Raw genomic sequence first — 12,134 nt, 5'->3', positions numbered from 1 at the left:
ATGAGGAAAATAAAAAGTATGGTATTGTGTCTGATGGTGTTGTTGCTTGCGTCATGCAGCACAGGTCGGAATAAAAATATTATTCATATCGGTATGGTCGATGGCTGGGCCGAAGGGGTCGCAATGACAGAGGTCGCAAAAGTTATTATGGAAGAAAAGGGATATCATGTCGTTATCCAACGAGCTACGCCCGATATGATCTTAGCCTCTATGAACAATGGCGACACAGATCTATATATGGATGTCTGGCTGCCATTGACTCATGGAACTAAAGTGGCTAAATTTCCAAATATTGAAGAGCTCGGAACGAGTTATAGCCATGCGCGGAATGGACTTGTTGTGCCAGATTATGTAACAATTGATCGGATTGAAGAGTTGAGAAAACATGAACGAGAATTTGATAAAAGGATTATCGGTATAGAAAAGGGTGCTGGAATAACACGTGCTGTAGATCAAGTGATCAAAGAATATGAACTCGATTATAAACATGTGAATTCATCTACGGTTGCCATGATTACGGAATTGCAAAACGCGATTAAAGCAAAACGATGGATTGTGGTAGCTGGCTGGCAACCACATTGGATGTTTGCTAAAATGAAATTGAAGTTTTTGGATGACCCCAAAAAGACATTGGGTGATGCCGAGCAAATTAAAATTTTTGCACGGGGAAACTTTAACATTGAGCAGCCTGAGCTAGCCCGATTTTTCTCCAAAGTCTACTTCGATGAATCAACAATGGCTGATTTGTTGTCAAAAATGCAGGGAAGCCAGGACAAAGCATTTACGGCAAAAGAATGGGTCAAGAAACATAACGATCTCGTAAAGGGCTGGTTATTGTAAACTGAGGTGATAAATAGTTATGCTCCCCCAGTACGCTACCCGGCATAGCATAAGGAGGGCATTGTCATTACGACAATGCCCTTAAAAATTTACGGGCCAGTTGAATTTGTTGTTGTATGCTGGATAAAGGATATCTGCTATCATCAATCCATGTGTCGAGCCCCTTTGGAAATTCCCAGGCGAAATCTAAGACTTTCGCTTTTACTGCGGCTAAAATAATGTCATGTTTCGTTGCATTTGGATTGGCAATCTTGATGTTATTATAAATGCTATCCTGGATGAGTGGAAAGTTGTCTGCCATATCCTGATTTCTATTTGTATCCATAGTGAATTATTTTTCAAATAATTAAGAATGATTCTAAATAATTTTATACTTTAGTCAAAGATAGCAGGCATTCTATTGTTATGGGGTCTGCATAAAGGAGTAAAATGTCCGTCGAAGGGAATATTTCTGTTAAGGTATATTGCCTAATGTGCGTAAGACTATTTGAATCCTAAAAGGAATTAAAAATGGCAGTAAGATTATATGATATTGATTCACCCAATTTATTATTGGAGCGGACTTACCCAAGTACCTACTTTTCTGTCGACACTGGAATTTATGAATCTGTAACACATTTAGATACTACATTTGGAAAAGGTTTTTATAAGGAGGTTTTCTTCGATGGTATTCATATTGGTTACGGTCATGCACAGTTATTTAAACGGATGCGGTTTCGTTTTGAAAGTGATTTTGAAACAGTTGAAATGCACTTTGCCTTAAAAGGCAATAGTCAGGCGAGTGGCGAAATGATGCCCTTAGGTGTAAATTTTGAGACATACCAGCATAATATTATTTACGGAAATTCAATGTGTGGTCAAATGGAGTGGGGGAATCAGGAGTTTCAGTTATGTGAAATAAACTTATCGCCCGAATTTTTTAAAAGATTCCTGCCCGAAGATTCTAAATTCTTTGCAGATTTTCGGAATGCTATTGACCGTGGTAAATCGGGATTGCTGACCAATATGCATAGACGGATTACCCACGATATGTATGAAATTATCGACGATGTAATCAATTGTCAACGAAAGGGAATTTTTAAGAAAATTTTCCTGGAAGCAAAGATTATGGAGCTCTTGCTTCTTCAATTGGAACAGTTTCAGGAAGAGGATTTTGTAGCAGTTTCGTTAAAAAAAGCCGATATCGATAAGATATATGCCGTTCGTGAGTTTCTACGAAAAAATACGGATACCAATAGTACACTAGTCAATCTCGCGCATCTGGTGGGTACCAATGAATTCACATTGAAAAAAGGTTTTAAGGAGCTATTTGGTACGACTGTTTTTGGTTTTTGGCATGACGCAAAAATGGAACATGCCAAGAAACTGATCTTAGATGAAGATCGAACAATCGGTGAAGTTTCTGATTTGGTTACAAAAATCAACGCCATTTTTCGGACGCCTTTAAACGTAAATTTGGAATCCCACCGAGTAAGCTAAAAAATACCTTGTAATGTGGAATAGTTTTTTTTACACTTTACGGACCTTTTATTCCTTCTTACGGAAGTTTTAATAGCGCATGAATCGGGTTTGATAAAAGTCGAATAATTACCTTTGTTTAGAAAGATTCTTAATAATGGTCTTTTGATCAAATATGTACGTAATTAGAAAATCATGGGAAAAACTGAAATGAAAGTAATACAGCTCGCCCTGACTGTAAGTAGAAAAGAATACCTGACGCCACATTATATTCGTGTTTATTTGACTGGTGATGGTGTAGATCAAATCGCTAATACGACCGTCGGAGTCAATAACAAGATCTTGATTCCACCAAAGCATGTAGATCGCATTTATTTTCCAGAATTTGATTATGAACGAGGGCAGTGGAAGCCGATGGATGAGGCGATTAGGCCAACAGTTCGAACTTATACACATCGTGGTATCAACCTTGATAGAAATGAAGTATGGATTGATTTCGTTGCCCATGGTGATGAGGGGACAGCTTCAGCTTGGGCTATGGCTGCAAAACTTGGCGATGTGCTTGGGATTCTGATGAAAGCAGGTAAGACGTCTCTATATGAAGTTGCAGCTAACTATCTCCTTGTTGGGGATGCAACTGCAATTCCTGTTCTGGGGGCAATCTTAGAAGATTTGCCACCTTTGGCAAAGGGAATCTGTATGATTGAAGTACATGGTAGCGAAGATATACAGCAATTGAAGACTAAGGCTGCTATTGATTTTATTTGGTTACATAATGATACGCCACAGGAAGGTAGCCTTTTGGCGGATTTGGTGAAGATCAGATCCTTGCCTGTAGCGGATAAATTTGCTTATGTAGCTGCTGAATTTTCGACAGTTAAGGAGATTCGCAATTATTTGCGTATGGATCTCGGTTGGGGAAGAGAGGAGCTTTATGCTTATTCGTATTGGAAAGCTGGAGTTGCTGAAGATAAATCTGCTACAGATCGCCGTAGTGAGAGTGAAGAAATCCAGGCCTAACGTTTACGATAGGTTATGGAGAAACAGAAACAACTGATCTTAAACGGTAAGTTAAGTAGGGTGATGTGGCAGATGTCGTGGCCTGCCGTGATTGCAATGGTCCTGTATGGTCTGAACAATTTTCTGGATGGTATTTTTGTTGGTCATCTGATTAACAATACAGCGTTGGCAGCTGTCGGTGTAACCTATCCTTTAGCCCAATTTGCACAAGGTTTTGGTACCCTGATCGGAACAGGTATGGGGGCAGCAATTAGTATTTGGATAGGTGGGGATCAACAGGAGAAATTACATAGGTCATTTGGTACGATGCATTTTTGGCTATTATTTTCTCTCTTATAATTACGCTCCCTTGCTATGCATTTGCCGACAAATTAGTCTACATGATGGGGGGTAGAGGTGATTTATTGGCTCTTGGGGTGGATTACTTTCGAGCAACCATATTGGGAAGTTTTTTCTGGATTTATGGTTTGTCCCTCAACATGATTATTCGTGCAGAGGGTCGTATGAAAACTGCGGCCTGGATGATTGCAATAGGATTGCTTGTTGATGTCCTACTTAAACCGGTTTTTATAGAACACTTTGGTTGGGGTGTTTCAGGAGCAGCTTGGGCAACCAATATATCGATGATCATCTACACATTTTTAGGTGTATGGTATTACGCCGGGGGAAAGGCTTCGTTCAAAACAAAGTTTTGGTCTTTATCTTGGGATTTATCGATTTTAAAAGAAACGCTTTCATTAGGAATGCCCGGCTTTGTCATGATGGTCATGATTGTAATCCAGAATATTGTTGTCTTCAACGCATTGGCCAATTACGGAAATAATATGGATATTACGTTTTTTACGGCGATCAATCGGCTTTATATTTTATTAAATACCCCACTATGGGGGCTTATGCGGGCTTTGCAGCCTGTAACGGGGATGAATTATGGTGCTGGGCAGTATACGAGAAGTATCAATTCGTACCGTTTATTTGCCATTACTGGGCTGCTGATTCTGCTTCCGTTCTGGTTGCTGGTGATGCTGCATCCCGTTGCTGTGATATCGATCATGATCCCAGGAGCGATTTTTTCAATACAGCAGCTAATGGATTTCAGAATTTACATGAGTGTTTTATTGGTTCTTCCATTTATTTTTATGGCGATGGTGTGGTTTCCTTCCATTGATCATGCCAAGCCTGCGACTTTTATTAGTGTATTGCGACAGGTTGTATTTTATATTCCTATCTTAATTATTGCGCCAAAATATTTTGGTGTACACAGCATTTATGTAGCGAGCGCGGCGATAGACTGGATTATTTTCATTATAGTCATCTATGCGGTTCGACGAATCACGCGGAAGCTCAATATGCAAACTGATGTATAAGACATTGCAGCGCGAACGATGTTAATGTTAAGTTAAGCAATCTTTAAGATTGCATTGTTAATATACTACTCATCTTCTAGTAATATATGTTTCATTTTTTTGGGCAAAATTCAAAATAATGAAACCTATTAAACTACTTCAATTTAGGAAAACAGCTCAGGTGACCTTAGCTATTGCATTGCTGAATGCGGCACATGTCGATAGCGTATGGGCAAACTTTGCGAATGAAACTACCAAGCTCGAAATTGCCGATCAAGCTATTATTAAAGGGATTGTTAAGGATCAGGACGGCAAACCTATTGACGGCGGCACGATCATCAATGAAACCAGCAAACAGAGTACGCGTACAGAGTTTAATGGTAAATTCAATCTGAAAGGTCAGGTTGGCGACCAAATCCGTGTTTCTTCTTTAGGATATAAAACAGCTACAATAACTGCTACAGATGGGGATCTTGCGGTGGTTTTGGAAAAGGATGATTCAAAGTTGGATGAGGTTGTTGTCACGGCAATTGGTATCAAGCAACAAAAGAAGCAAATTGGTTACGCTACCCAAGAAGTCAAATTAGACGTACTTAAAGAGTCTAAAACAATGAATATTGGTACAGCGCTAACGGGACAAGTATCTGGTCTTATCGTTAATAATCCAACGGGGATTTTTCAGGCACCATCTTTTCAATTGCGTGGTAAGAGCCCACTTATTGTCGTAGATGGTATTCCTGTAGAATCTGATTTTTACGACATGTCCAGTCAAAACATAGAAAATATCAATGTGCTGAAAGGAACAGCTGCTTCATCTTTATATGGATCGCGCGGTAAAAATGGCGCGATCTTAATTACAACCAAAAGTGCAAAAAGTGATAGGCTGGAGTTTTCGGTTGGAACCAGTAATATGTTTTCTGCTGGATTTACAGTTTTTCCTGAGTCGCAAAAGGAGTTCGGAAGTGGATCCAACGGTAAATATGAGTTTTGGGATGGTGCTGATGGGGGGATTTCAGATGGAGATATGACATGGGGACCCAAATTGAACTCCGGAATAAAGGTGGCACAATGGAACAGTCCGATTCGTGATAAGCAAACTGGTGAAGTGATTCCTTGGTGGGGCGATGTGAGTGGAACCAAGTATAATGATAAGTCACGTTACGAAAGAGTGCCGATTGATTGGGTCGCACATAACAATTTAGAGGATTTCCTTGGAACTGGACTGATTACCGAGAATAATGCGACATTATCGTATCGTTCGGAAAAGGTAAGCATATTTGGAACAGGAAAATATGCCTATCAAAAAGGTCAGGTGCCCAATACAAAGCTTTCTACAGGTGGATTAAATTTGAATACCTCTTACCGTTTTACTCCTGAGGTACAATTAGATCTTAACTTATCCTATAACAAAGTGAAATCTCCAAATTATCCAAGGTATGGATATGGACCTAAAAATCATATGTATACGATTCTGTTGTGGATGGGAAATGATGTAAATGGACAGGAATTAAAGGATCACCTCTATATTCCGGGACAGGAAGGCTATCGTCAAGCAAACTATAACTATGCTTGGTACAACAACCCTTATTTTGCAGCTAATGAGCTGAACCAAGTATACGATCAGGATATTTTGGCCGGGCAGACTGCTTTAACTTGGCGTATTTCACCTGAATTTACCATCAAAGGTCGTGCTGCAGCAAGACAAAAAAATCTATTCCAGGACATGCAGAGTCCCAAGTCTTACATGAATTATGGCGATTCACGGAATGGGGATTATAAAAACTGGGATAGCAAGCAGCTCAATTTTGATGCGGACGTCTTAGCAACCTATATTAAGCAGTTGTCTGATAATTTCGGTGTAACCGTTAATGCGGGATCTTCCACTTTCAAAAGAGATTATCGTGAGCTTTATCAAACTACTGATGGTTTAGTTGTACCATTTGTCTACAACTTAGGCAATACCCAAGGTCCAGTTAAGGCAACAAATACAACAACTGAGAAAATAATCCGAAGTGCTTATGCGTCGGTAAACTTAAATGTGTTTAAGTCCACCTATCTGAATTTTTCGGGAAGAAATGACTGGTCTTCCACATTATCAAAAGCAAATCAGTCATTCTTTTATCCATCGGTTTCGCTAAGTAGTGTTATCTCCGATTATTTTAAACTGCCAGCGCAAATTGACTTTGTTAAATTGTACAGTTCCTGGGCATCGGTATCTTCTGATCTGGATCCTTATAGCATTGCTGCGACTTATAAAAAAGATGTTACCTATGGTTCGACGCCATCAGTAACCTATCCTGCAGGTATTATTAATCCTGATATCCTTCCACAGCAGTCCATTTCTTTAGAAATTGGTGCTTCTATGGCTTTCTTTAAAAATAGGCTTTCGGCTGATGTAACGTACTATAATGTTGTTGATAAAAATCAGATTATCGATTTGAGTATTTCCCAAGCATCCGCTTTTACTTCGCGCAAGGTGAATGGAAATAAATACCGTACAAAAGGACTGGAAATTTCTTTGACAGGAAATATAATTAAAAATGAACAATTTTCGTGGACGTCGACTGTAAACTGGTCCCGTGCAATTCAGCGTTTGGAAGAAATTTACAATAACCAAGCGAAATACGGTAATCTTAAAAAAGGCGATCGTGCAGACAGCTATTATGGTACTGTCTGGGAAAAATCGGCTGATGGTAAGGTTATCTTGAATCCGAATACGGGTATGCCGACCAAAAATCCATTTCCACAGTATTTAGGTTACTTTCAACCGGACTGGCAATTTGGTTTTGCAAACCAGTTTAAATTTAAGGGATTTCAGGTAAATCTTGATTTCGACGGATCTATTGGCGGCGTGATGAACTCGACAACCATAGAAAAAATGTGGTGGGGTGGAAAGCATCCTTCTTCGGTCTTATATCGTCAGGAACAATACGATGCAGGGAAACCAGTTTTTGTGCCAGATGGGGTGATCGTAACAGGAGGTGAGCTTACCCGCGACGTGAACGGTAATATTACTTCAGATACCCGAACGTATACAAGTAATACAAAAGCTGTTGATTGGCAGGCTTGGAGTCAAAATTATCCTTATCAGGCCAGAGTTACAGAGTCTGAAAGTAAACTGTTTGCCAATGTATTTGATCGATCATTTGTAAAACTACGTAGACTGTCGGTAGGTTATGATGTCAATAAGGTGTTTAAATTAAAACAGCTTACGGCCTTAAATGCATCACTATTTGGCTATAATTTGGCTATGTGGAAGAAAGTACCTTATATCGATCCTGATTTTGGTGTTGGAAACGATGGAAAATTACAAGATCCTTCCACGCGATATATTGGTTTTTCTCTAGATTTTAAGTTTTAATAAAGTAGTACGATGAAATTATTTAATAAACATATATTTCTTGGATTCTTTTCTCTTTCAATCATGACTTCTTGTCAGAAATTGACGGAAGTAAATGTTAATCCAAATGAAGCGACAACAACCCACCCGCAAGCTTTATTGACGAAGGTAGAATGGGATGCTTTTCGGACCTGGCACGGTACCTCACCACTATATGCCTTGAAAATGATTGTGCAAACAGATGGTGAAAATGCGAATCAAATTTATAATTGGCAAAGGGGAAGCTTTGAGCAATATGGTAATCTTCGCAATATTACCAAGATGACCGAAGAAGCTGAACGTATTGGCGCTGAAAGTTATTTGGCATTAGCAAAATTTTTCCGTGCGTATTATTTTTATAATCTTACCTTAACGTTTGGTGATGTCCCTTATTCAGAAGCAGCAAAGGGTGAAAATTTAGCAATTTTTGCGCCGAAATACGATACACAGAAAGACGTTTTGGTGGGTGTATTGAAGGAGCTCGAGGAAGCAAGTATTATTCTGAAGAAGAACAATAACACCATAAATGGGGATATTATTTATGGTGGAAATAGTGGCAATTGGAACAAGTTAGTCAATTCATTTCGCCTAAAAGTACTATTGACGCTTTCGAAGAAAACGACTGATCTTCCATTTAATGCAGCAACAGAATTTTCAAAAATATTTACCAATGAGTCTAGAATCACTGATGTTGGTGGTGGTGAAGATGGGCAACTCATCTTTTTGAATCAAGAGGGTAATCGCTATCCTGAATTTAACTCTAGCGGTTATGGATCGGGAATGTATATGGATTCCACTTTTATCCAACGATTGCAGGACCTGAAAGATCCGCGGTTATTTGCCGTCGCTACACAAACAAGACTGGGTAAAGAAGCGGGTAAAGCGATTAATGACTTTACGGCTTATGAAGGCGGAGATCCGATTGTTCCTTATGCACAGGTGAATGCAAAAGCTGTATTAGGTAAATTATCGAAAGTCCACGAACGATTTTATCAAGATCCCACAGCTGAGCCATTGGTCTTATTGGGCTGTTCGGAGATGCAGTTTATTTTGGCTGAAGCCATTTTGAAAGGTTGGATAACGGGCGATCTCAATGCAACGTATACCAAAGGAGTACAGGCATCGTTCAAATTTTATGAAAAGTATGCGAAAAATATAGGAACTTATACAAATGAAGCACAAGCTGCCAAATATCTTGAACAAAATTCGGTAAGTCTTGACGGGGCTAGCTCCAATGAGCAAAAGCTCGAACGTATCTTGATGCAGAAATACCTGCGCTCATTTCATCAGGGGGGATACTCGGCTTATTTTGATCATTTGCGCACGGGATATCCGAGTTTCCGTAAATCGGCGAATGTGAAAACAGCCTATCGCTGGATGTATCCTCAAGATGAGTACAATAATAATACGGCGAATGTATCTGATGCGATCAAATCACAATTTGGCGGAAATGACAATATTAATTTACAGACTTGGTGGTTAAAATAATGGATTCAAGGAGGGTATTTTTAAAAAAAGCAGCCATGCTGGCAGGGAGTACAGTCGCCATAAACTGGCTGCCTGAATCAATACAAAAAGCCTTGGCGATTGAAGCTCCAAAAGGATCAACTTTTTTGGATGCCGAACATGTTGTCTTTTTGATGCAGGAAAACAGATCGTTTGACCACTGTTTTGGAACTTTGAAGGGTGTACGTGGCTTTAACGATCCCCGCGCGATGAAATTGCCGAATGGTCTACCTGTATGGATACAAGGAAATAAGGAAGGTGCATATTTTGCACCTTTCCATTTAGATATCGTCAATAGTAAATCGACTTGGATGGGGTCGCTTCCGCATGGTTGGCGTGATATGGTTGCTGCTCGTCATGACGGGAAAATGGATAATTGGTTGGAAGCAAAGAGCTCTGGCAATTCAGAATATAAGGCTATGCCTTTAACAATGGGTTATTATAACCGTGCGGATATTCCTTTTTATTATGCTTTTGCAGATGCATTTACAATTTGTGACCAGCATTTTTGTTCTTCACTGACGGGAACGAGCGCTAATCGATCGTATTTTTGGACTGGTACAGTGCGCGAAGAACCCCGTAATCCCGAATCTGTTGCGCATGTAGACAATGGTCAGATCAACTACAAGGATGTCAAATGGAAAACCTATCCTGAACGACTGCAAAAAGCAGGGGTCTCGTGGAAAGTTTATCAAAATGAACTAAGTTTACCAGTAGGCTTTAAAGGAGAAGAGGAAGATTGGTTGGCCAATTTTACAGATAACAACCTGGAGTTTCATCAACAATATGGTGTAAGATATCATTTGGCACATTATCAGTGGATGAAAGAACGGGTAAAAGAGCTGCATAAATTTTTGGAAACAAATCCAAAAGAAGAATTGCTGCACAAAGCCAAAGCGGAATTGGAGGATTTGAAAAGGGATGTCATTCATTATACGCCCGAGAATTTTGAAAAGCTATCCCAGTTCGAAAAAGATATCCATCACAATGCATTTGTGACTAATCTAGCTGATCCCAACTTTCACAAACTTGATAAATTAAGTTATAAAGAAGGTGGAAAGCGGCAGGAAGTTGAGGTGCCAGCCGGAGATGTTTTTTATCAGTTTAGAAAAGATGTTGAAGATCGCCAATTACCTACAGTGTCGTGGTTAGTGGCACCTTGTCGTTTTTCGGATCATCCGGGCTCACCTTGGTATGGGGCATGGTACGTATCCGAAGTCCTCGATATATTGACCAAAGACCCTGAGGTTTGGAAAAAGACGATTTTCATCTTAACTTATGACGAAAATGATGGATATTTTGATCATATCGCTCCTTTTGTTCCGCCATTGAGCACGAACAAAGATCAGGGTACCGTGTCAGAAATCGACACTTCGGATGAATATGTTACGCTAGAACAGGAGCGAAAAAGGAGAAATAGTAATAATGTAAGTTTTGAAAGTCCTATTGGTTTGGGCTATCGCGTACCAATGGTGATAGCTTCACCCTGGTCTAAGGGTGGTTGGGTCAATTCCGAAGTTTTTGACCACACCTCCTGTCTTCAATTTTTAGAATATTTTTTGGAGAAGAAAACGGGTAAGGTGATACGGGAAGAAAACATCAGTCAATGGCGAAGAATGGTCTGTGGCGACTTAACAACTTCTTTTCGTCCTGTAGATAACATTTCCAAAACAAGGCTTAATCCGGTAGACAGAGACGGGTATGTTGAACGTATATTCTCCGCCAGGAATAAAAAACTCCCAACAGATTTTGTGAAAATCGACAGCCAAAAACTGGAGGAAATCAAATCGACAGGTCAGTATCATGCAGCTATGCAGATGCAAGAGCAGGGATGGAAGGATGCTTGTGCTTTACCTTATGAATTGCAGCTAAAAGTACAACATACACCAACGATGCTTTCCATCAGCTCAACCTTGGAAAGAAGGCTCAATACAGCTAAAGCGGGAGCGGGCATGCCTTATTATGTTATTTCCTATGTGGCGTATGATGGCCATCCGTCGGGTAAAGTTTGGAATTTTACGGTACGGGAAGGGGATCAATTAGCGTATGAATGGGAACTCGATAAAATTGTAGGAGAGTACATATCATTTGCATTGCATGGCCCTAATGGTTTCTATCGTGCGATTGAAGGCGCAAAGTCACATATTCCAGCTATTGATGTGTATACGAAAGTAGTTGCTGGAAAGCCTATTCTTTGTGTACAATCAGAGTCGCTAAATTGGGATTTACATCTTAAAGACTGTTCCTATGATCTTTTCCATGCGAAGGCAATGCGCAAGGATGATCCTGCTTTGGTTGAAATCGATTGCAGCAAGAGTGAAGGTTGGTATGATATCGAAATAACGTGTTCAGAAGATCATGCGGTCAAATTCTGCTATGCTGGACATATAGAGACTGGTAAATCAAGTAAGACGGATCCGTTGATGGGTAAAGTAAAATTATAACTGAACCAATTAAATACTAGGACGAAAGCGCTGTTTCACGATCGATGAACACAGCGCTTTTGCTTTTGCAAAATAGCGCAAGATTCTTTTCGTGTGGATTTTGGCAAAAATGGGATTTGTGTCTCTTGAGTCAAAACGTTATTT

Annotated in this window: 7 protein-coding genes and 1 pseudogene; 7 read left to right on the top strand and 1 reads right to left on the bottom strand. The window is 39.8% G+C overall.

The features are described from left to right. Positions 1-840 (top strand): glycine betaine ABC transporter substrate-binding protein, encoded by an 840-nt coding sequence (locus tag B4Z90_RS02615; RefSeq protein WP_112376057.1) that lies wholly within the window; start codon positions 1-3, stop codon positions 838-840. 67 nt (positions 841-907) lie between these two features. Here the strand turns inward: B4Z90_RS02615 and B4Z90_RS02610 are convergent, their stop codons facing one another. Beyond that, positions 908-1,165: an ABC transporter ATP-binding protein/permease gene (locus tag B4Z90_RS02610; protein ID WP_112376058.1), complete on the bottom strand. Its 258-nt coding sequence runs from the start codon at positions 1,163-1,165 to the stop codon at positions 908-910. Between the two features lie 185 nt (positions 1,166-1,350). Between B4Z90_RS02610 and B4Z90_RS02605 the strand changes: the two genes are divergently transcribed. The 6 genes and pseudogenes from B4Z90_RS02605 (at position 1,351) to B4Z90_RS02575 (ending at position 11,990) form a co-directional block, all read left to right on the top strand. After that, complete coding sequence (locus tag B4Z90_RS02605) at positions 1,351-2,319, top strand: helix-turn-helix transcriptional regulator (protein ID WP_239468831.1); 969 nt, start codon at positions 1,351-1,353, stop codon at positions 2,317-2,319. A gap of 174 nt (positions 2,320-2,493) precedes the next feature. Then, the gene (locus B4Z90_RS02600) at positions 2,494-3,318 is read left to right on the top strand and encodes a siderophore-interacting protein (protein WP_112376059.1); all 825 of its coding nucleotides are present in this window, start codon (positions 2,494-2,496) and stop codon (positions 3,316-3,318) included. 15 nt (positions 3,319-3,333) lie between these two features. Next, positions 3,334-4,682: pseudogene (locus B4Z90_RS02590) on the top strand (MATE family efflux transporter). A gap of 118 nt (positions 4,683-4,800) precedes the next feature. Next, positions 4,801-8,022, top strand: a complete 3,222-nt coding sequence (locus B4Z90_RS02585; RefSeq protein ID WP_204991034.1) for a SusC/RagA family TonB-linked outer membrane protein — start codon at positions 4,801-4,803, stop codon at positions 8,020-8,022. Positions 8,023-8,034: 12 nt separating this feature from the next. Then, on the top strand, positions 8,035-9,528 hold the full coding sequence (locus B4Z90_RS02580) for a SusD/RagB family nutrient-binding outer membrane lipoprotein (protein WP_112376555.1): 1,494 nt from the start codon (positions 8,035-8,037) through the stop codon (positions 9,526-9,528). Further along, positions 9,528-11,990: a phosphocholine-specific phospholipase C gene (locus B4Z90_RS02575; protein ID WP_204991035.1), complete on the top strand. Its 2,463-nt coding sequence runs from the start codon at positions 9,528-9,530 to the stop codon at positions 11,988-11,990. Before B4Z90_RS02580 ends, B4Z90_RS02575 begins: the two co-directional genes overlap by 1 nt. Positions 11,991-12,134 lie beyond the last annotated feature (144 nt).

Origin of the sequence: Sphingobacterium sp. UBA5639 (assembly GCF_002421245.1) — a bacterium.
GTDB classification, from domain to species: domain Bacteria; phylum Bacteroidota; class Bacteroidia; order Sphingobacteriales; family Sphingobacteriaceae; genus Sphingobacterium; species Sphingobacterium multivorum.
Note: the sequence above shows the minus strand (reverse complement) of the source record. Positions and strands in the feature narration are given on the sequence as shown.

Excerpts from the sequence above, each read along its gene's own strand:
- B4Z90_RS02580 (WP_112376555.1), top strand. The coding sequence starts at position 8,035 with ATGAAATTATTTAATAAACATATATTTCTTGGATTCTTTTCTCTTTCA.
- B4Z90_RS02600 (WP_112376059.1), top strand. The coding sequence starts at position 2,494 with ATGGGAAAAACTGAAATGAAAGTAATACAGCTCGCCCTGACTGTAAGT.
- B4Z90_RS02575 (WP_204991035.1), top strand. The coding sequence starts at position 9,528 with ATGGATTCAAGGAGGGTATTTTTAAAAAAAGCAGCCATGCTGGCAGGG.
- B4Z90_RS02585 (WP_204991034.1), top strand. The coding sequence starts at position 4,801 with ATGAAACCTATTAAACTACTTCAATTTAGGAAAACAGCTCAGGTGACC.
- B4Z90_RS02615 (WP_112376057.1), top strand. The coding sequence starts at position 1 with ATGAGGAAAATAAAAAGTATGGTATTGTGTCTGATGGTGTTGTTGCTT.
- B4Z90_RS02610 (WP_112376058.1), bottom strand. The coding sequence starts at position 1,165 with ATGGATACAAATAGAAATCAGGATATGGCAGACAACTTTCCACTCATC.
- B4Z90_RS02605 (WP_239468831.1), top strand. The coding sequence starts at position 1,351 with ATGGCAGTAAGATTATATGATATTGATTCACCCAATTTATTATTGGAG.